This is a genomic window from Flavobacterium nitrogenifigens, assembly GCF_003254565.1.
Classification (GTDB): domain Bacteria; phylum Bacteroidota; class Bacteroidia; order Flavobacteriales; family Flavobacteriaceae; genus Flavobacterium; species Flavobacterium nitrogenifigens.
This window is the reverse complement of sequence record NZ_QJRI01000174.1, coordinates 165434-189273: the sequence shown is the minus strand read 5'-3', so window position 1 is coordinate 189273 and position 23840 is coordinate 165434. Positions and strand designations below refer to the sequence as shown.

The 23840-nt window shown below is 35.6% G+C and carries 5 protein-coding genes; all 5 read left to right on the top strand.

Annotation, left to right across the window (positions count from 1 at the left end):
• The first annotated feature begins 117 nt into the window (after nucleotides 1-117).
• The 5 genes from DM397_RS11850 (at nucleotide 118) to DM397_RS11830 (ending at nucleotide 23730) form a co-directional block, all read left to right on the top strand.
• Complete coding sequence (locus DM397_RS11850; RefSeq protein ID WP_111377736.1) at nucleotides 118-18423, top strand: T9SS type B sorting domain-containing protein; 18306 nt, start codon at nucleotides 118-120, stop codon at nucleotides 18421-18423.
• A gap of 43 nt (nucleotides 18424-18466) precedes the next feature.
• Nucleotides 18467-19447 carry a PorP/SprF family type IX secretion system membrane protein gene (locus DM397_RS11845; protein WP_239457843.1) on the top strand — a complete coding sequence of 327 codons (981 nt, stop codon included), beginning with the start codon at nucleotides 18467-18469 and terminating at the stop codon, nucleotides 19445-19447.
• A 158-nt stretch (nucleotides 19448-19605) separates the two neighbouring features.
• Entirely contained in the window at nucleotides 19606-20793 is a 1188-nt protein-coding gene (locus tag DM397_RS11840; protein ID WP_111377735.1) for a phosphoglycerate kinase, read from the top strand.
• Nucleotides 20794-20903: 110 nt separating this feature from the next.
• Nucleotides 20904-22715, top strand: a complete 1812-nt coding sequence (locus DM397_RS11835) for a LysM peptidoglycan-binding domain-containing protein (protein ID WP_111377734.1) — start codon at nucleotides 20904-20906, stop codon at nucleotides 22713-22715.
• A gap of 46 nt (nucleotides 22716-22761) precedes the next feature.
• On the top strand, nucleotides 22762-23730 hold the full coding sequence (locus tag DM397_RS11830; protein ID WP_111377733.1) for a DUF4837 family protein: 969 nt from the start codon (nucleotides 22762-22764) through the stop codon (nucleotides 23728-23730).
• Nucleotides 23731-23840 lie beyond the last annotated feature (110 nt).

Here is a 23840-nt window from a genome sequence, read left to right as displayed (position 1 = left end):
GCAGTAGTCTCTCTTAAAAAGGGAAGAGAGACTTTAAAATAAATGTTATCAAATACAAATTTTTTTATTCGCTAATGCCCCTTAGAGGATAAAATGTAAGTAAACAAAAAGAAGATTATGAGAAAGCCTACTAACGTAAGATTGATTTTATTGACTTTGTTTTTATTGCAAAGTTGTCTAATGCTTGCACAAAATCATGTACCTTTTACTCCAAGGTTTGATACGAGTATTAGAGGAGATATGATGCTTATTGGTAATAGTATTGTTAATAGAGATAACGGTAAAACCAATGAGTATGCAAATGATGCTTTTACTGGAGGTACAGATAATAACAATGAGAACATGCAATACATCGATATTGACAATGATTCTGATACCTTTAGTTCAAGTTCTGCAACTTTAAAGGTGCCAGATGCGAGTAGAGCTTGTTATAATATTGTGTATGCCGGATTGTATTGGTCTGGTGTTTATACGCAAGCTTCTTTAGATGACAAATCTGTAAAGCGTAGTGAATTAGGTAATATAAAGTTTAAGCTTGCTAACGAAACAGCTTATAATAATATTACTGGAACTTTAATTTACGATTATTATAATAATGATCCAAAAACAACAAATGGTGACCAAATACCATATGCTTATTATTTTAATGTAACAGACCTACTAAAAGCTTCAAAAAATCCTGAAGGAGAATATACGGTAGCTAATGTTAATTCTGCTCGCGGTAGACTGAACAATGGAGGATACGCAGCAGGATGGTCTTTATTTGTTATTTATGAAGATCCAAACTCAAGCGCAAAATATATTACCGCTTATGATGGTTTTAGTTGGATTAAAGCTAGCGGTACTCCTTTGACTTATGCAGTTTCAGGTTTTAAAACCATTCCAACAGGTAATGTAAAAGTAAAATTAGCTTTTGCAGCTTTAGAAGGTGATGCAAATACGCCGAATGATACTTATTCTGTTAATGGTACACAGGTCTACACAACCGAGCGTAAAAAAGACAATTTCTTTTGTAGTGTAATTAATGACCTTTCGGGAATTAATCTCCAAAGAAGGCCAGCCAGTACAAATACACTTGGGTTTGATGCAGGTATTATCAATTTGAATAATGCTGATAATAAAATTATTGCAAATAACAGTACAAGTGCTAATTTAAGGCTAACCACCAGCGGAGATGGTTATGGTGTTTATTTTAATGCTTTTAACGTAGAAGTTATAGCTCCTCAAATTGCACTGACAAAAATTGTAAAAGACACAGACGGAAAGGATATCGGAGGACAGAATGTGACTCTTGGTCAGGAATTGCGTTATGAAATTAGTATTCAAAACAAAGGTAATGACGATGCAACTTCTTTGGTTATTACTGACCAGTTGCCAATAAACGTTATTTTTAATCAGAAAACTGATTTACTTCCTTTGCCAGCTGGAATAATAGTAAAAAAAGATTATGACCCAGTTACAAGAAAAATTGTTTTTGAGGTAACAGACCCTAAATTAGTAACAAAGAATAATCCTACCGTAAGTACTATTGCTTTCAAGGTGCAGGTAGTTCCTGATTGTCATTCACTAAGTGAGGCTTGCTCTAACAGTATCGACAACCAGGCTTTTGCTACTTACAAAGGAAAGGAAAACACCAACTTTTCAATCGACGAAACAGATCCGCAAGGAAGTGTTAATTCAACTGAAGGATGTGCTGTAACACCAAAAGCTACAAACTTTTTAGTAGGTGTAGACGGTTGTCAATATACAGAGAATGTTACTTTATGTACAGATAGTGTTGATCTTATTCCAGCAAAAGGATATGATAAATATACATGGTATAGTGACGCTAAAATGACAATTAAAATAGGCGAAGGAAGTCCATTTAATGTGACCAAAGAAGGGACATATTATGTGTACAACTTGGCACAAGCACCATGTAGATCTATCTCTCAATCTTTTGTGGTAACTCGTTTCAAAAGTACAAGTACAAATCCTGTGTTACCTTTCGCAAGTGAAGTCTTAACTTGTGCTGATACTGGTCAACCATTTCCAAACATTTATTTGTGCGGTGGTAACGATAAAAAAGAGATAAAAACAAGTATCACGGATGCTTCTAGCATAGTATGGGAACGTTTCGTAGAGGGAAGCTGTACTGTATCGACAGGTAAAAACTGTCCGAACGAAGCATTGGCAAGTACTGGAAACCCAAGTGAACTTTGTAAATGGGACGAAGTAGGAAGAGGATCTGATTATATAGCAAATGCAAAAGGAAGATACAGATTAACTGTTACCTATAAAGGTGGAGTTTGTTTCAATCGTTTTTATTTTGATGTTTATCAAAACCCATTAACTCCAAAAGAGAAGCACACCGATATTATTTGTTCTACAAATGGTAGTATTACCATTGAAGATGTTCCAGCCGGATATGAGTATGCAATAAGCAAAGATCCTAATGGACCTATTGGAGCGTATCAGTCAAGTAATATATTTCCAATAAGTACTGAGGGTTCTTATACTGTACATATTAGACAAACTAATATAACTACTTTCCCATGTGATTTTACAGTTGATAAGATTCTTATTAGAAAACTAGATGTTGATGTTCAGAAAGTAATAACACAACCTCTTTGTGCAGGTGATAAAGGTAGTTTAGAAGTTGCAGCAAATAATGCCAACCCAAATTATACTTTTGTTATCAAACAAGGCAGTACAACAGTTCAAAGTGTAGGACCTGCTTCTAAAAATAATGCAAAGTTCGATTTGCTTGCAGGTGATTATGTACTTACTGTAACGACAGATGATGGTTGTACCAATGTAAGTGATGTAAAAATAATTGCACCAGATGAGCTTACTGCAACTTATGATGTAAAATCATTAACAGCATGTTCAGATGGAGAAATTACAATAAATGCTAAAGGTGGTACTGCACCTTATTCTTACTCTATAAACGGGCAACCGTATGTTTCTGAGAATAAAATTACGGTTAAAGATCCAGGAGGCAGCTACAGTATTATAGTTACTGACAGTAATGATTGTAGCTATACAATTCCGACATTTTCAGTAAAACCAATTGCTAAACCAACAGTTACTATAAATTCGAAAAATTTAAGCTGTTACAATGCTAAAGAAGGAGAAATTTCGATAACAGTTACTCCTGCAGATTCAGGTTATACTGTTTCTTATAGTATTGCTGGAGTTGCTGGCGGTGCATATACCTCTTTGCCAACAACAGGTTTACCATCTGGAGATTATAAAGTTACTGTAAAATATACAATAAACGGTGTAGATTGTACTGACCCAGAAAAAATTATTAAGATCACAGGGCCATCAGCTACACTAACTGCTTCTGCAGGTGTTGCCGAATTATCTGGTTGTGGTCCGACAGGGAATACTAAACAAGGAATGGTGAGAATTACCAATCCTCAGGGAGGTGTGCCTTTTCCTGCACCAAATTTATATCGCTATAGTTTTGACGGAGGAAAAACGTATATTACAGATAATTTTGCCTACATAGACCCAAGTCCAACTCCTATCACATTATATATTAAAGATGCGGCTGGATGTATTTTCCCTATGTCAGGTATTATTTTAGAAGAAAAACCAGCTGATCCTTTATTTAGTGAGCCTGTTTTAACTTATAATTGTAAAGGAGAAGGTACAGCTACAGTAACGGTAAATGCCGATGCAAACCCAAATTATAGCTATTCTTACTATTTAGGTAAACCAGATCCAGCAAACCCTTCTAATTATATTTATACTCTAAATACAAATTCTCCGGCTAATATCTTTAAAGATATTCCGGTAGGAGATTATAAAATTAAAGTAGAATACAATTTGGTATCTGCTCCAACTTTTAGTAATTTATTAAAAGAAGATTTTGGAAGCGGACCACCAACAACAGCACCTGGAATTGCGACTGCTTATTGCTTTAATGACCAGAGAACAACGAAACCTTTTACTTGTTTGGATCCTTACGGGGTTCCGAGTCAATCTGTTGAAGATAATCAATATTCTGTAGCGAGTTTCTTCTGGAGAGGAGACGACCCAAGTAGTAATAATTCTGGAGCTTGGTTCCACTATAAAGATCATACTACAAACCCTAATAATTTAGATAACACAGGAGATCCTAATGGTAGATATTTATTAGTAAATGTTGGTAATGCTGCTGGAAAATATGGTATTTTATACAGTAAGCCAATTGTAGATGTTATACCTAATCAAGATGTTATTGTCGACTTTTATGTAGGAAATTTATTAATGCCTACTTATAATAGTGCGGCTCCAATTATTAGAATTGAATTAATTGATTCTAAAGGTAATGTAGTAGCGAGAGATAATACTGGTGAAATCGCGCCTGGTTTAAATCATCCTGATAGAAAAAAATGGGTTCCGATTAGCATTAAACTAAATCCTGGAGCAAATACCAATTTAACTTTTGTGGTACGTTCAGGAAGTGAAATATTTGATGGAAACGACTTAGTGATCGACGATATTTGGGTACGTCAGTTGCCAAAATCATGTTTGCAGGATAAGATTTTAAATCTACAAGTTAAAAGCGGACAAGAATTTTCTGCAGAGGTAGTAGGCGTGAACGGAGTTAAATGTAAAGGAGATAAAAATGGTACTTTCAGTATTGTAGCTAAAAATTTCGATACTGTAAATGGTTTCTATTATACTTTAAATGGAAATGCTACTAATCCAACTTGGGTAAAATCTACGACTTCTCCGATTACCTTTAATGATAAAGGTGAAGGAACCTATAATATTAAAGTACGTTTTGCAAATAATGCATCTTCTTGTAGTTTCGACATTCCAACTAAAATTACGTCGCCAGCTGCATTTGTAGTAAATGCAAGTGCATCGGCTGCTACGTGTAAAGGGGCAACTGTAACAGCAACTGTTGCAGGAGGAACTCCAGATTATGTGGTTACACTTAAAGATAAAAATTCGTCATATATAAAAACATTCCCAACTACGACTTGGAAAATAGATGATGTTCCGGCTGGAACTTACATTGTTTCGGGTACTGATGCAAATGGATGTAACGCTGCTATGAGTAAAGACTTGGTTATTAGTGCACCAAGTAAACCAACGGCATCAATAGTTTCTAATGTAGGATTGTGTTTTGATGGTAGCAATGCTACTATTAGAGTTAGTGTATCTGGCGGTCTTAAGCCTTACACGTATCAAGTAAGTACAGACGGAGGTCTAACATACAGTAATCCAAGTGCAACTTTTAACGGACCTACTTTTGATTATATCGCTAAAGGAACAGGTACATACCAATTTTTAATTTTAGATGATAATAAATGTGATGCGATTACAGCTAGTCAAACTATTAATAAAACAATCACAGCGAAAGCAGATGTTACCGTTCCATTATCTTGTAAAACGGGCACAGCAGCAAACGCTACTATAGATGTTACTATAGACGGCGGAACAGCACCTTATACTTATACTGTTACAAATAAAGGAACAGGTGTGGTACTAGTAAACAATGGTACTACTGCTGGTCCAACATTCTCTTATTCTGCTACAACAGCTGCGACTTATGTATTTGCTATCAAAGACAAAAACGGTTGTCCTATTACTGTAGAAAAAGAAGTGCTTGCTAAAGTTGCAGTTACTGCTAGTCACTCTGTAAATCCGGTTACTTGTTTTGGCAAAGGAGATGGTTATGTTGATATTACACCACAAAATGGTGTAGCGCCATTCAAGATTCAATTTAATGGTACAGGAGCTTTTACAGCTGTAACTACAACACCTGTGCGTTACAGTTTATTACCAGGTTCTGTTGGTGCCGGTACAAAATATACTTATATTGTAGAGGATGCCTTAGGATGTCAACAACAATATACTTTCTATGTAACCCAACCAGCTGCTGTTACACTTACAGCTTCTATTACAACGCCTTATAATTGTACCACTAATGCGGCTACTATTACAGCAAGCGCAGGTAACGGAAACGGTGGTTTTACTTATGTATTAAAAAATACAACTACTGGCGCTACTATAGAAACTAACACTACTGGTATATTTAATAATTTAACTATTGCAGGAACTTATGAAGTAACAGCAACAGACAGTAAATCATGTCCAATAACAAAAGTTGTTGGAACTATTAATGCGTTGAATCCTCCAAAAGGAATGACACTTACGCCAACGGCAGTAAAATGTCCAAGCAATACAACAGATGTAACGATTACAAATGTTGTTAATGCTTCTGGAGTTGCTGTACCTACGGCTGGTTTAGAATATAGAATAAAACTTCCTGTACCACCGGGTACTTCTACTTACCAAACTAGTAATACTTTTACTGGATTGGCAGCAGGTAAAACATATACTTTTGAAGTTAGAGATGCTAATTTCTGTGTGTATGAACAAATACTTGATGTGCCTTCATTACCGGTATTCACAGTATCTTCTACATCTAAGAATGATATTAGTTGTTCTACTTCAACTGATGGTTCTGCGATCTTTACAGTTACAGGATTAGGAAACAATGTTGCCTATAGCTATAAAGTAGATGCTTTAACACCAGTTAGTGGAACATCTCCTGCAGCGGGAAGTTCATTTGAAATTCCTGTATCAAATTTAAGTGCAGGACTTCATACAATTGTAGTAACAAACACGGCTACAACTTGTAAACAATCTCAAACAGTTACGATTGCGGCTCCGTCTACTGCATTGGTATTAAATCCATCATCATTAGAACACGTAACTTGTGATAATAAAGGAAAAGCGACAATTAATGTTGTCGGAGGTTGGGGAGATTATGAATATACAGTTACACCTACATCTCCATCAGGGTCAGCAATTACTAAAACAACGAATGTATTTTCTAATTTAAATGCAGGAGACTATTCTGTTTCTGTAAAAGATTTAAAAGGTTGTATTGTAACAGGAACTTTTAAAATTAATGATAAAGTTAATCCAACTGCTAGCATTGATCTTACAAACTCAGATTTCTGTGTAACAGGTAGTGGAGCAAAAATTGTAGTATCGCCTAATAGTGCTCCTAACTATATGTATAAATTAGATAACGGTACAGCTCAAAACAATGGAACTTTTACAGGAGTAACTCCTGGAATTAGCCATACTATTAGAGTTACAGATACCTCTACAGGATGTTATACTGATTTAACTGTGCCAACAATTAACGCACCAATATCTGCGAAATTAAATCCTTTAGTAAAAGATTTAACTTGTGATGCTACAAACCCAAATGCAATTATTGAAGTTTCTATAAAAGATGGTTATCCAGATTATAGCTACAGAGTAAATACAAATGGAGGTGGATTTAGTGGTTCTAATATTCCAGTAGGAGCTGGTAAGACTACATTTACGTATCAGACAACTACAGGTGCTGCGGCTGCAACTTATGAATTTGAAATATTTGACAGTAAAGGATGTAGAACTACTGTAACGCAAAATATCGCGGCGAGAGTATCTCCAACAGCTACTACTACACCAACAAATCCTACTTGTTATAATGGAAATAATGGTTCTATTATAGTAAATGCAAGTTTAGGTTTGCCACCATATACTTATGAAGTTTCGACAGTTTCTTCTACAGGACCGTTTACTACTATGACTAGTAAGACATATTCGAATGCTACTGCTGGAGATTACTGGTTTAGAGTTACTGATTCTAAAAAATGTCAGTTTGTAACGGCAAAAACGACTGTTTCAAACCCTCCACAATTAACCGCTAAAGCTGATGTATCTGTACCATTAACTTGTGGAACATCAAATGCTACACAAGCTGCTACTATTACAGTTACGGTATTATTGCCAGGAACACCATATAGCGGAACTGATAAATACAGATACAGTTTCAATGGAGTTTTACCAGCGGGAACATCAAATACTTACACGACTAGCACTTCTGGTCCAGTTACAGTTGATGTATTTGATGCAAATAATTGCCCTTATAGAATTCCAGTTTCACCAGTGGTTAATACGTTGAATCCGCCATCAAATATGGCTTTTTCACAAGCCAATGTTATTTCTTGTATGGCTACACAACTAGATACAGATTTAACAGTATCTTATACAGGTGGTGTAGGACCATTCAAAGTTGAAATTACATCTACAGATGCAGTTCCTGCTCCAGTAGTTACTGTTGCAACTGGTGTAACGGCTCAGTCTTATGTATTTAAAGATTTAGCTCCGGGTAACTACTCTTTTAAAGTTACAGATGCTAATAAATGTACAACGACTGGAGATTACAAAATTGAAAAAGTTGAATTACCGATCGCTAACGGTTCAGTAATTTCAAATGTAATTTGTAAAGGTGCATCAGATGGTAAGCTTAGTTTTACAGTTTCTGGTAATGTAGGTGCAACATATACTTACGAACTAAGAAACAGTTTAAACGCACTTGTACCAATTGCTCAATCTACAAAAACAGGAAATGTTATTGATTATGTTGGGTTATCTGCAGATACTTATACATTTAAAGTTACAAACTCAACAACTACTTGTTCTGCAACAAAAGTTCTTGAAGTTAAAGAGCCTGCACAGCCATTGGTTCTTTTAGCACCATCAATTACACCTATTACTTGTTCTCCAAATAATGGTAAAATAGTTATTAATACAACGGGAGGATGGGGTAACAATAGATATACGTTAACTCAGCCTGATGGAACTGTAGTTGGACCTCAAGCAAATTCAACTTTTGCCAATATTACTCAGTCAGGTACTTATGGTATTTCTGTTACAGATTTGAATGGAAATGGATGTACGGTTACAGATACATTTACTGTTAGTGCAAAAGTATTGCCAAGTGCGAGTATCGATTTAACAGCTTCAGATTTATGTTATGATTCAGTTGGTAAAGCGACAATTGTAGTTACACCTACAGTTGTGTCTCCAACCTACAGATACAATATTAATGAGGGTACATATCAAGTTAGTGGTACATTCCCTAATTTGGAGCCAGGAAACTATATTGTTAAAGTAAAAGATATGGCTACAGGTTGTATTTTACCATTGTCAGCAATATATATTGAATCTGAATTGAAATTCAATGCTACTTTAAGTAAATCAGCAAACTGTCTTACTCAGAATACTGAGATAAAAGGTACTATTTCAGGAGGAAAACCTAATTATTCTTATACTGTAACTAAAAATGGAGTATTAGATCCAACAGTTATACCGGTAACAGGTACAACCTTTACTTATACAGATCCTGTAGATCCTCCGCAAGTTGGAAATACAACTTATGTATTTACTTTAACGGATGCATCGGCTGCTAAATGTAGCCTTACATCTACCGTTGTTGTAGGACCAAGAACAGATCCTGATTTTGCATTAACTCCTAATTCAACTATTTTGTGTAACGGAGATGCAACGGGTTCTATTACAGTAACAATTGACAAAACAAAAGGAGCAGCTCCTTATACGATCTCTGTTTACAATACAACAACATCTACCTCTTATGGCACACAAACAACTGGTCTTCCAGCTGGCGATTATACTGTAAGAGTAACAGATGATAAAGGTTGTTATCTTGAGAAAACGACAACTATTGTACAACCAAAGAAAATTGAATTCGATGCTGATGTTAAACCTATGACTTGTGATTCTAGCGGTAGTGGAATTTCTTACGGATCTATTACAGTTAAGAATTTTATAGGAGGTTCAAGTGATACAGCTCCATTAGGACCATTTACTTATACTTTGACAAATAATGTTGGAGAGCCAACGCAAGTTGCACCACATGCAATCTCAGATGTTAGAGGTGATTATACTTTTAATATTTTAAATTTTGGTATTTATGAATTAACGGTTTCTGATAAAAATGGTTGTTCTATTACCAAAACGATCCCAATGGCATCAAAACCAGAAGATTTAAAAATTGAGGTTAAAGCAGGAACAGAATCATGTACAACAGCAAGTCTTATTGTGACTGTAAATACACCAATTATTGGAGGAGCTTATCATTTTGCTCTTTATCCGATCAATTCAGGTTCTACACCGCCATATAAATACGCGGATAATATGGGATCTTACCAAGATGCAGATTCAACTGATCCGACAGATCCGAAATATACACAATCAACTTTCAACGGTTTACTTCCGGGTGTTACCTATTCGTTTATCGTTTATGATGAAGCAACAGATTGTTATTTCTTTAAACAAGCAGAAGCTGCGACATTGACTTCGTCTACTTTAAAAACTAACGTAACACCTGCTAATGTAACTTGTCAGGGAGCCAAAGACGGAAATGTTTCATTCACGTTTACTGGCACACAACCAACAACAACAGCAGTTAAATACGACGTTTATAATTCGCAAAGTAATACACTTGTTATTCCTTCAGTTGGTGGCACTGTGACATTACCAAGCAATTCGGCGACCAATGTAGGACCGTTGGTTCCAGGGACATATTATATCTTGTTTACAGAGTTGGATAATACGTCAACTGTAGTTTGTATGAATACGTCTAAAACTTTTACGATCAGTGAATCAGTTGTTCCTTTAACATTATCGGTTAGTTCTCCTAAAAATGATAATTGTGGAAATAATCAAGGTATAGTTGAAGCTTTTGGAAAAGGAGGAACGGTTACCAAGGTAGTTGTTGATCCATCTGATCCTACAAAAACTATTACGGTGCCAGCTCCTTATTTATATCAAATTTTCGCTGATACGGGTGTAGCTGGTGTTATCGATGGTTCAGATAAACCGGTGACCGATGCTGCGCTTTCTGCTTCTTTCGACCCAGCTCTTCATACTGGAAGTACTTTTAATAAAGAATGGGGTCACTATTTAGTTTATGTAAAAGATGCAAACGGTTGTATCCAGGTTGAGTTTGTTGAAGTGAAATTAGATCCAACTCCTGTGATAACAGCTGTGGTAAACAGTGCTTGTGCTGCTGAAGATTCTTTTGTAATCGATGTTAATATGACAACATTTGGTATTGCTCCATATACTTATAGTTTAGATGGTCTTGATTTTATGCCAATGCCTTTAACATCATTTTCTATACCTAATCTTCATTCAGGAAATCATACTGTAGAAGTTAGAGATTTTAATGGTTGCGGTAATAAAGTAACATTAAACCCTATTGCTGTACCTTTAAACATAACAGCTAAATTTACTACGGAGCCTACATGTAGAGATACTGATGGTACGATTACTGCTGTTGTAACCGGTGGTTTTGCACCAAATAATTTTGAATATACTTTAAAAAATAATACAGTAGTTACTCCAGATGTTTTACAAAATAGCGATCCAAAATTTATAGGTCTGGCAGCGGGCAATTATACTGTAACGGTAAGAGATTTAAACACAAATTGTTCTAAATCAGTTGTTGTTGATTTACTTGTACCAACTCTTGTAGATTTAGTTCCAGGTGATATTACGACAACTCCAGTAGATTGTAATGGTACACAAGGAACAAACGATAACGGAACTCTTACGGTTAATTTAAGAGCTGTTAATGACAACCCGGATTATAAATTTATCCTAACACCTGTTTTACCTGCAGGACCTGCTATTACACAAGATAATAATAATTATTTTACAGGTTTAACAGCAGGAGATTATACAGTTAAAGTTATTTCTTCTAGAGGTTGTGAATTTGAGGTACCTGCTAATGTACCTGCTCCAAGTGCAGTTTATGCAACTGCTACTGCAACACCATTTAGTTGTGTAGTTGACCCTACTAAAACTACAGTTGTTGTCGCTGCTGCGGGTGGTACAGGGACTGGAACATTTACTTTCAGTAAAGATGGTACTAATTATTTTACAAGTAATAGCATACCTTCAGACGATAAATACACATTTGAATTGCCTGAAATCGGAAGTGTTCAAAACCCTAGCTATTGGGTAAAAGATGCTAATGGATGTGTTTACAAAACAAATGGTTTAGTTACGCCATTAGACCCATTACCAAAATTAATTTCAGCTACAGCTAAAAGATCTCTTTTAGCAGGTTCTCAAATTGATTGTCAAAACGGTAGAGAGCTAATTCAAATTGATGTAGTTGGAGGATCAACTCCAGCTGATTTCAAATACGAAGTTTCAGTTGATGGAAATGGTTATATAGTTCTGACAAATTCAGCTGGAACACCATTTACTTACAACGCTACAACAGCGGGTAGTAAATACCAGTTTAGAATTACTGATAATGTAACAAGTTGTCAGATTTTAACTAACATTTATGAGGTTCCTTTATTCGATCTTATTAGCGTAACAGCTACTACGGCTTCTGATGTAAAATGTATATCAGATAATAACGGAACTATCCAAATCAACATCGCTGGTTATTCAGGTAAATATGATTATCAAATTTTTGATGGATTAACAGCAGTGGTAGGAGCAAACGGTTCTCATGATACTGCTACTTCAAATCCATTTGTTATTCCTTTCGGATTACCTGCAGGAAATAATTACACCGTACATATTCAAGAGACAGGCCATCCAAAATGTCCTTCGATTTCAAATGCAGTAATTATCAAAGAACCAGCGGCTGCATTAGCTTTAAATCCATTAGTTGTTACACCATTAGGTTGTACTACTTTGGGAGCTGTCGTAGTAAATGCTAAAGATGGTTGGGGTGATTACACCTATACTTTAACTCAGCCAGATTTAACAGTTGTAACAAATAAAGATGGTAAGTTTGATAATCTTAATCAAGTAGGGCCTGCAGGATCTTATAAAGTTTCTGTAAAAGACGCTAATGGATGTGAGGTAACCGATTCATTTAATTTAAGTACACCGGTTCCTCCTACAGCTACTATTGACCCTGCAACAGATTATTGTTATACAGCTGCTGACAAAGCAACTATTGTTGTAATTGCTTCATCTACATCGCCTTTCGCATTGCCAACAGATACTTATGATTATAGTATTGATGGTGGTCAGACATGGCAAATTAATAACAATACATTCGTTAATTTAACTCCTGGAGATTATACATTTACAGTTAGAGATAAATTTGGATGTACTGGTACTACTACAATTACTACAATTGAATCGCAGCTTTATGCTTCGACAGAAATTAAAAAAGAAATTTTCTGTGTGGCTCCTGTTGAGGGAACAATTAGAGTAAAAGCATCTGGTGGATATGCACCTTATAGCTACACTGTAGCCATTAATGGTGGCACACCTTCTGCTCCAATTACATTTGTAAACGGAACATATTCTGACTATACAGTTGTTTCGCCTCTTACAAATACATACGATTTCGTAGTGTTAGATGCTCATAGCTGTCCTATGCCGGCGGGATCTGTGACTATGAAAGCGCCTACTGCAGTTACGTTTACTGCAACGCCAACGTCTCCTTACTGTTCAGGAACTCAAGGAAATGTTGATAATGGCTCTATCTTATTCACTTTACCGACAAGTAATGATAACCCACCGTACACATACACTGTTCAACTTACGGCACCTACTACTGGTTTAGTATTAACACAAGTAAACAATCCGTTGTTTACAGGATTAAGTGCTGGTACATATGCAGTAAATGTTACATCAGACAGAATGTGTGATAATCCAACAAGCGTTGTGATTAATCCTCCAGTTGCAGTTGAAGCTGAAGCTAAGGCTACACCATTCACTTGTACAGGAACAAATATTAATGAAACAATTGTTACCGTTACTGGTAAATATGGTGCAGGGCCAAATTATACTTATAGTAATAACGGAACAAATTGGGGAACAGGCAATACATTTGTCGTAATTGATAACGAATCTGCACAAACTCTAACATATTATGTTAAAGATGCAAACGGATGTGTTGATGACGTTCAGATTACAGTTGATCCATTCCCAAAATTGCAAAAAGCTACAGTTACACAAGGAACAAAAGCAGCTTGCAACAACGCTGGTGAAGTTATTAATGTTGTAATTAATGGTGGAGCAAGTCCGGCTAACTTCCAATACGAAGTATATCAGGATGGCGTTTTATTAAGTGGTGGTCCATATGCTGTGACTGGAAATACATTTAGTTATACAGCTCCAACTGTTGGTCATTTCTATCAGTTTAAAATAACTGACTTGACAACATCATGTTCTATTACTACTGATCCTTATGAAGTGCCAGTTTTCAATACTGCTAAGGTTATTGCAAATGCTTCTTCGTCAGTTTCTTGTAATGGTTTAAGCGATGGTAAAATCACATTTAATATTGTAGATTACACTGGTCCATACACATATCAGGTTTACAACAATGGAATAGCGGTTACAGGTGCTTCTGGATCTGGAACTACTGCAACAGCGAATCCGTTTACAATTCCTTTCGGACTTTCAGTGGGCGCTAAGTACACAGTTGTAATTACTGAAACTGGATATCCTTATTGTGATATTACATCTGCTGATGTAAACATAACTGAACCGCCAGTATTAGATCTAACGACTATGGTAGTGACTGTTAAAAACCAAAATTGTTGGACAACGGGAGCAGTTATTACTGCTGATGCTTCTACAATTGTAGGTGGAACTCCTGGATCAGGATTTACATTTGCTTTCGTACCAGCAGGAACAGTTCCAACAGCTGGTCAATATTCATCTGCAAACACTATAACAATTGCAACTACTCAAGTAGCACCATTGTTTGATTCGTATGATGTTTATGTTAAAGACGGTAACGGTTGTCCTAAGTTTAAAACAGTAAATATTTCATTAGATCCAAAACCTGCAATTACAAATGTTGCGGTTGCGAGTCAATGTTATAATGCTGCAGGTTACAGAATCGACGTTACAGCAAATGGTGTTGGTACTCTAGAATATAGTTTAGACGGAGTACAATTCCAAGGTGCTAATTTCTTTACTGTTACTGCTGCAGGAAATTACACTGTAACTGTAAGAGATGCTAATAAGTGTACAACTACAGCTTCGGCTCCAGTAATAATTTATGAGCCTCTTGCGGTACTTGCAAAGGTTACAAAAGTGCCTACTTGTAATGCTGCCGATGGTACAATCACTTTATTCGCTTCTGGCGGAAAAGTGCCAACCCCAAGTTATGTTTACACAAGAGACAATTGGACAAATACAAGTACAAGTCCTGTATTTACAGGATTAGCTCCTGGAATAACATATACTTTTAAAGTAAGAGATGTCAATACAGGTTGTGTGATAGAGATTAATGAAACAATTGATATTCCAACGGATGTTACAGGAATTGTTGCAACAGCAACTCCTACATCTTGTAATGGCTATGCTAATGGTAGTATCTCAGTAACAATCGGAGCATCAAATAATAATCCAGTTTACATGTACAGTCTTGCTGGACCAGTAAACAGATTACCTCAGGATTCTCCGTTCTTCAATGATTTACCATTTGGTAATTATGTTGTAACAGTAACTTCTGGAAGAGGATGTAGTGCAACAGCTCCTGTAACAGTAGGACAACCTGCAATTATAGTGGTTAACAAACCTACAGTTACACAATACATTTGTTCTACAGGAACAAATAATATAGGTAATGCTACAATTACAGTGGCGCCAGGTTCTGTAACAGGCGGTTCAAATGATTATATCAGATATGAATTCTTGAGAGATGGAGTTCAGGTACAAAATGATGATAGAAACACTTATACTGAATCTGATTATTTAGGTGGTGACTATATCGTAAATGTATTTGATTCTAAAGGATGTCAGGGTTCTTATGCTACAGTAACAATCGATCCTTATATTGGAATTGCTGATCTGAAAATTGTTGCTACCGAAATTACTTGTAAAAGCGATGAAGCTATTCAGGTAACTGCAATTGCTACGACAGGAACATTGCCAACTTTAACTTATACTATTGTTGGAATAGACGGTAATACATATCCTCTTACACCTAGTGTAGATGGATTATGGACTAATTTGAAAGTAGGTAACTATAAAATTGTTGTGACTAACCCTGTAACAGGATGTAGTATCGAAAGATTCCATATTGTTAACGAGCCAAACACATTCAAATTTGTAGCTTCTGAAATTAAGAACCTTACTTGCTATAGCGATGAAGATGGAGCAATTACATTGACATTAGTTGATAATATTCCAACTCCAAAAGATAACGCAGGTAGATTTAGTTATGTGATTACACATGAATCAGGAACAGTTATAAATGGAGCAACTACAACAACAGAATTAAAACTTTCGAATCTGAAAAGAGGTAAGTATACTGTTGTGGCAACATTAGCAGGTTCTCCTTTCTGTGACGTTCAAACTGAATTTAACATTGATGGTCCAGCTACAGAATTAGAAATTCTAGCGTCTAAAAAAGACATTACTTGTATTTCAACTAGTGATGACGGAGAAATCCGTATAAGCGCTCAAGGCGGATGGTCAGGTGATTATTTATATAAATTAGATGGTCCAATTACAGTAGATTTTTCTGCTCAAAACATATTCACAGGATTAAAAGCAGGATTGTATACGGTTTCTGTTAAAGATGCTGGCGGTTGTGTTGATACTGATCAAATTAGATTAACAGTTCCTACGCCAATAGTGGTTACAGCTTCATCAGACAAAACATTATTATTATGTAATGGAGATTTAAGCGCTACTATTACAGTAACTGCTGTTACAGGTGGTCAAGGAAGTAATTATTTATATACTTTAAATACTACTTCGGTTACTCCTGTAAGATCTTCAGGACCTCAGAATACACCTTCATTTACTGGTTTAGGTGCAGGAACTTATACGATTACTGTAACTGACGGATTTAATTGCGTTGGTGAGTCAGCTCCTATAACAATTACTGAGCCTTCTGAAGTTAAACCAAGTTTGGCTGAAACTAGAAAAATGACTTGTCTTACAGATACTCAACTTACTTTAAGCGCTGTGGGCGGTACGCCTCCTTACACTTATAGTAGTGATAATGTAACCTATTCAACAGTTCCATTTACAAGTTCTGTTTCGTTTGATGTTACTCCAGGTGTATACAAGTACTATGTGAAGGATGCTAACGGATGTGTTGATTTTGTTTCTAATGAAATTACAATTAACCCTCTTGAACCATTGTTGGCTAATTTAGATATAGAGCATGCAGTAGTATTATGTCGTGACGAGCCAACTGGAGTAATTGTATCAAATGCTACTGGCGGATTAGGAAACTACGAATACACGTTGTTAGACGGTGCTGGAAACATACTGAAAGGACCACAGCCTGAAGGTAGATTTGATAAGCTTTTAGCTGGTGATTATAAGGTAGTGGTGAAAAGTGGTGATTGTCAAACTTTACCAGAGAATGTTACTATTAATCAGCCAGATGAAGCATTTTCAGCTGAATTTATCCCAACTCCAGTAAAATGTTTTGGTGGTAATGATGGACAAATTGTAGTAAATGGTAAAGGCGGAACAGGAAGCTATAAATATTCTATTTCACCAAGAAACGATCAATACTTTGACAGTAACATTTTTGAGAAATTAAAAGCTGGTTTCTATACAGTTATAGCAACAGATGAACATGGATGTTATGATAGTGAAATAGTTGAGGTTAAACAGCCTTTAGCACCACTTTCAGTTGTGGAAACTCCTGGAATGACGCTACCTGAACAATGTGCTGGAGAACTTAATGGTGGATTTACAATTGACATTGCAGGCGGTACACCTCCTTATATGGTTAGTTTAAATGATATTAATGGTACGTATATACCGGTTAACGGAACACAACATACATTTGCAAATCTTGCAGGAGGTACTTATACAGTGTTCGTGAAAGATGGCGGAAACTGTCCTCAGGAAGTAGAAGTAGACGTACCATTGCCAGTAACTCTTAATCCTACTGTAGAAGTCTTTTATGATTGTGTGAACAATGCTCAAGCAAACATGGTTGTGGTAACAATAGATCCGTCAAATACAGATCCAACACTAATAAAGTATGCTCTAGATAATGGAACTTTCCAACCTGGTAATATTTTTACAGACGTTGCTGCTGGGCCGCATTACATTACAGTAAAACATGAAAATGGATGTGAGGTAACAACAGATTTATTTGAAGTAGATGCAGTTGCAGAGTTAAACGCAGTAGATGCAACAAACCAAAGCAAAGACATTAATACAATTGTGGTTAAAGCTTCTGGCGGAGTTGCACCTTACGAATACAGCTTCAATGGTGAACCATTCTCATCGTCTAATAGCTATAGAATCTACAAAACAGGAGATTATGTAGTTATCGTAAGAGATAAAAATGGTTGTGAGAAAACAATAACAGTTCATGGTACATTCTATGACTTCTGTATGCCAAACTACTTTACACCAAATGGTGACGGACAAAATGATACGATTGGTCCAGATTGTGGTGCATTAGCATACAAAGAGTTAACGTTCGATATTTATGACAGATATGGTAGAGTAGTAGCGAAATACCGTGTTAATGGAAAATGGGACGGTAGATATCATGGAGACGAATTACCAACAGGAGATTACTGGTATGTTCTTAAATTGAATGATCCAAAAGATCCAAGAGAATTTGTTGGACATTTCACATTATACAGATAACAAAATTATAGCCCCAATGATGTTGTCTAAAAAAATTAATACAATGAAAAAGTTTATTTTATCCTTAGTACTCATGGCTGTAACAACAAGTTACAGCCAAGAGTTAAACCTACCAGTGTTTACGCAGTATTTAGCTGATAACCCTTTTATTCTTTCTCCTGCTTATGCTGGTATTGGAGATAATCTCCGTATTAGAGCCAACGGTTTAACACAGTGGGTCGGAATTAAAGATGCACCAGACAACCAATCATTGTATGCCGATTTTCGTGTTCTAGATCGTTCTGGAGTAGGTATTTCATTGTATAATGATAGCAACGGTAATACAAGACAAACGGGGGCAAAAGTTTCTTTTGCGCACCACTTGATTTTAGACTATCGTACAGAGCAGTATCTATCTTTTGGTATATCGTATAACTTTAACAGTTTCAGAATCGAAACGGGTAATTTTACTGGAGACGTAAATGGTGTGCCAGTACCATTAGACCCTTCAATTACAGACAATCGTTACAATTCAAACAACAACTTTGATATTAGTGCATTGTATCGTAACAGAGGATTCTACTTTAGTTTTAACGCTAATAACGTTTTAAAGAAAAACACTGATAAGTATAGAGGAGTAGAGCCAGATCTACTCTCTAACTTTCAGGTATATTCTGGATTCACTTTTAGAGATGCAGAAAACAGACGTATCGAATACGAACCATCAGTTTTCTTACAGTACTTTGCAAGTGACCAGCGTTCTACAACCGACTTTAACTTCAAATACCGACGCTACAATCGTTACGAAGATTACTATTGGATTGGAGTTTCATATCGTTTCTTAAACGACCAGTTCCCGAAACCTTTGGCAATGGGGCCAATGGCTGGTTTTATGAAGTCTAAATTCTATTTTGCATATTCTTACCAGCTTATGTTTAATGGTCTTGGAGCTTATAATTCAGGAACACATTCCATCACAATCGGATTCGATTTCTTACAGTCTATCAGTAACTGTCCTTGTACGCAAAGTCCGGTTCACGATTAAGCAAGTAAATTTTATCATCTTTGAGAATAAATTTGTTTATTTTCATAATTTACAACGTTTTCGTTTTTATTGTTCGATTATTTTTGCTTTTTTGAAATTTAGACTTCGTTAAAAGTCCTATATTTGTTATTCTTTCAAAAAATTAAAAAAATTAGCAGATGAAAACTTTAAACGATTTCGATTTTAAAAATAAAAAAGCAATTATCCGTGTTGACTTCAACGTGCCGTTGGATGAGAATTTTAATGTAACTGATACAACACGTATTGAAGCAGCAAAACCAACAATTGATGCTATTTTAGCTCAAGGCGGAAGTGTGATTTTAATGTCGCACTTAGGAAGACCAAAAGGAGCAGAAGAGAAATATTCTCTAAAACATATCTTAAAAACAGCTTCTGATATTTTAGGAGTTCAAGTAAAATTTGCTGAAAACTGCGTTGGTGAGCCAGCTCAATCTGCAGCAAAAGATTTAAAGCCAGGCGAAGTTCTTTTATTAGAAAATTTACGTTTTCATGCTGAAGAAGAAGCAGGAGATGTAGCTTTCGCTAAAGAATTGGCTTCTCTTGGAGATATTTATGTAAATGATGCATTTGGTACAGCTCACAGAGCGCACGCATCGACTACAATTATCGCACAATTTTTTCCAAACGATAAATGTTTCGGAACATTATTGGCAAAAGAAATTGACAGTTTAAATAAAGTTCTTAAAAACAGTGAAAAACCTGTAACTGCTGTTCTAGGTGGTTCTAAAGTTTCTTCTAAAATTACTGTTATCGAAAATATCTTAGATAAAGTAGATCACATGATTATCGGAGGAGGAATGACTTTTACTTTCGTAAAAGCTCAAGGCGGAAAAATCGGTGAGTCTATCTGCGAAGATGACAAATTAGATCTAGCTCTTGAAATTTTAAGATTGGCTAAAGAAAAAGGCGGTCAGGTTCATATTCCTGTTGATGTTATTGCTGCAGACGATTTCTCAAACAATGCAAATACTCAGGTTGTAGACGTAACTGCAATTCCTGACGGATGGCAAGGTTTAGATGCAGGTCCAAAATCTTTAGAGAATTTCAAAAAAGTAATTTTGGAGTCAAAAACAATTCTTTGGAATGGTCCATTAGGAGTTTTTGAAATGGAAACTTTTTCTAAAGGAACAATTGCATTAGGAGATTATATCGCAGAAGCTACAGAAAATGGAGCATTTTCATTAGTTGGTGGTGGAGATTCTGTTGCAGCAGTAAAACAGTTCGGATTTGAAGATAAAATGAGCTACGTTTCCACTGGTGGCGGGGCTATGCTTGAAATGTTAGAAGGAAGAATTTTACCTGGAATCGCAGCGATTTTAGACTAAAAAATCACAATTAACATTTTTTTAAACAGTTTTCTTCAATAAAGGGCTTAGATTTGCAAAAATACAACTCTTGTAATTGTTTGAATTACAGAATTTTAAAATAATGTTATATGATTGTAAAGAAATTATCGTTAGTGGTTTCGGCTTTCTTTTCGTTAGCTGTCTGTGCACAAGAAACGGCAAAGGCAGATATAGAACTGAAACCAGAGGTTAAACTTTCATATTTAGATTCTATTAAAAGTACATTCAAAAAGAACGATCTTGCTGCAAAAGTAGATAGTTTATGGATGAACGAATTAGTAAGTCTGGATATTTATGATGATCTTACCAAAGACATTCAAACCATTAACAAAGATGTTACTGTTGATGAAGAACTTCCAACCGAACTGCTAAAGCAGCGTTTGGCGGCGATGAATCAGAAATCACCTTTTGAGATCGAATACAATCAAGGTTTAGAAAATATAATAAAGTCATTTCTTAAGAATCGTAAAAAATCGTTTTCTCGATTAATGGCTTTATCAGAATATTATTTCCCAATCTTTGAGGACGCTTTTGCCAAACAAAACGTTCCTCTGGAAATAAAATATTTAGCCGTTGTAGAATCTGCTTTAAATCCTAAAGCAGTTTCTAAAATGGGCGCTACGGGACTTTGGCAGTTTATGTACGGAACCGGAAAACAATACGCTTTAAAAATTGATTCTTATATCGATGAAAGAAGCGATCCTCTTAAAGCTACAGCCGCAGCATCAGAATACATGACCAAAATGTTCAATATTTTTGGTGACTGGGAACTAGTTTTAGCTTCTTACAATTCAGGTCCAGGAAATGTTACCAAAGCAATTCGTCGTTCTGGCGGAAAAACAAAATACTGGGACATTCGCAATTATCTTCCAAAAGAAACTCAAGGTTACGTTCCTGCTTTCTTAGCAACAATGTACCTTTTTGAATACCACAAAGAACACGGAATCAATCCAGAAAGAGCTGTGGTTAAAAACTTTGAAACCGATACTGTTGCAGTCAAAAATCAAATGTCTTTCAAACAGCTTGCCGATTTATTAGACATGCCACAATCTCAGATTCAGCTTTTAAATCCATCTTATAAAATGGGAGTTGTTCCGTTTTATCAGGGAGAACAGCATTTTATTCGTCTTCCAAAAGATAAAGTAGCAACATTTGTTTCAAACGAAGAACAAATTTATGCTTACGTAAAATATGATAAAGATTTTAGAGCAACATCATCTCGATTAGCTGTAAAATATGCACCAAAAGCGAAACCAGCAGCTGTAAAACCAGCGCCAGTTGATAATGGTGATTTTGAATTTTATAAAGTTAGAAAAGGAGATAATTTAGGAGCGATTGCCGCTAAGTATGATGTAAATATTTCGGATATTAAAAAATGGAATAACTTAAAAACAAATGCTGTAGCAATTGGAAGAAGCCTAAAAATTAAGGCAGAAGAAGAAGCTCCTGTTAAAGCTGTTCCTGCTGTTGTAGACAAAGAACAAGCCATTGCATCTGCTGAAAATAAAGAGAAAACAGCTGTTGATATGGACTATGTTGTAGTGGCTGGAGATAATTTAGGCAGCATTGCAAAGAAATTCGGTACGACTATTGCGGAGTTAAAAGAACTTAACAATTTAACTTCAAATAACATTGGTTTAGGAAAAACATTAATTATTTCTAAAGCAGCGATCGTTATAGAAGAGCCGACTTCAACAGCAATTGCATCAAACTCGGTTGATTCATTCAAGAAAAAAGCACCTTCTAAAAACGTTAGTGAAGATTATTACGTTAAAAAAGGAGATTCTTTGTATAGCATTTCTAAAAAATATCCTGGAGTAACAATTTCAGATATTAAAAAATGGAATGGTATTAAAGATGAAGATATTAAACCGGGAATGAAACTTAAAATAAACGGATAATAGAAAAATCTTATTAAATTTGGGTTTTATTTCATAAATTAAAAAAATGAATAAAACCCATTTTTTATTGCTATTAATTCCATTTTTCCTGACTTCTTGTTTCAAAAGTGAAAAACAAAACGAAACAGTTTCTGGAAAAACCAATACCATTTCGGTCATTATTGATGACCAATTGTGGTATGGAGAAGTAGGCGATAGCATCAGAAATAAATTTGCCTCACCAGTTCTTGGACTTACCCAAGAAGAACCGCTTTTTACCATAAACCAATATCCTGCCAGATTGCTTGAAGGTTTTGTTACAGACAGCCGAAGCATTATTGTGGTCAAAAAAGCAACTGCAGATAAATTCGAAATCATTCGAAGCAAAACATTACCTCACAATACTTTTCGCATTTACGGAAAATCCGTAGACGATATTACCTGTAGTTTAGAATTGAATGCGCCCCAAATAATCAAAATTATTCATGATGCCGAAATTCAAAAAATTCAGGAAGATAATAGTGCATCGCTGTTAAATAAAGCAATCTTAAAAAACAAATTTCATATTAATATTCAAATCCCAACAGGATATGAATACATGCTGCATAAAAAGAAATTCATCTGGCTCAAAAAAGAAATCATAAGCGGTAATACCAGTTTATTAATTTACCAGATTCCGCTTTATAATTTCAAAAAGAAAAAAGACGTTGTAAATGCAATTGTCAAAATGCGAGACTCAATTGGCAAATACATTCAAGGACGTGAACCTAATACGCAAATGATTACCAGCGAAGCTTACGCGCCCTATTTTTCAAAAGTGATGTTGGACAACAAAGAAGCCTTTGAAACAAAAGGAACGTGGGAATTGAAAAATGATTTCATGACAGGGCCATTTATCAATTATGCCATAATAGACCCAACCTTCAATAGAGTTTTGGTCATCGAAGGATTCTCTTATTCGCCTTCACATCAAGAACGCGATTTAATGCTAGAACTCGAAGCAATCATAAAAACAGTGAGAATCGACAAACGATAAGGGTTTAAAGTTTCAAAATCTGACGATTGAATGTGTGCATTTCTTAGAGAACTTGATCGTCTCAATATAACTTAGCGTTCTCTGCGTAAATCTTTTGCGAACTTTGCGGT

Excerpts from the sequence above, each read along its gene's own strand:
- DM397_RS11850 (WP_111377736.1), top strand. The coding sequence starts at position 118 with ATGAGAAAGCCTACTAACGTAAGATTGATTTTATTGACTTTGTTTTTA.
- DM397_RS11845 (WP_239457843.1), top strand. The coding sequence starts at position 18,467 with ATGAAAAAGTTTATTTTATCCTTAGTACTCATGGCTGTAACAACAAGT.
- DM397_RS11840 (WP_111377735.1), top strand. The coding sequence starts at position 19,606 with ATGAAAACTTTAAACGATTTCGATTTTAAAAATAAAAAAGCAATTATC.
- DM397_RS11835 (WP_111377734.1), top strand. The coding sequence starts at position 20,904 with ATGATTGTAAAGAAATTATCGTTAGTGGTTTCGGCTTTCTTTTCGTTA.
- DM397_RS11830 (WP_111377733.1), top strand. The coding sequence starts at position 22,762 with ATGAATAAAACCCATTTTTTATTGCTATTAATTCCATTTTTCCTGACT.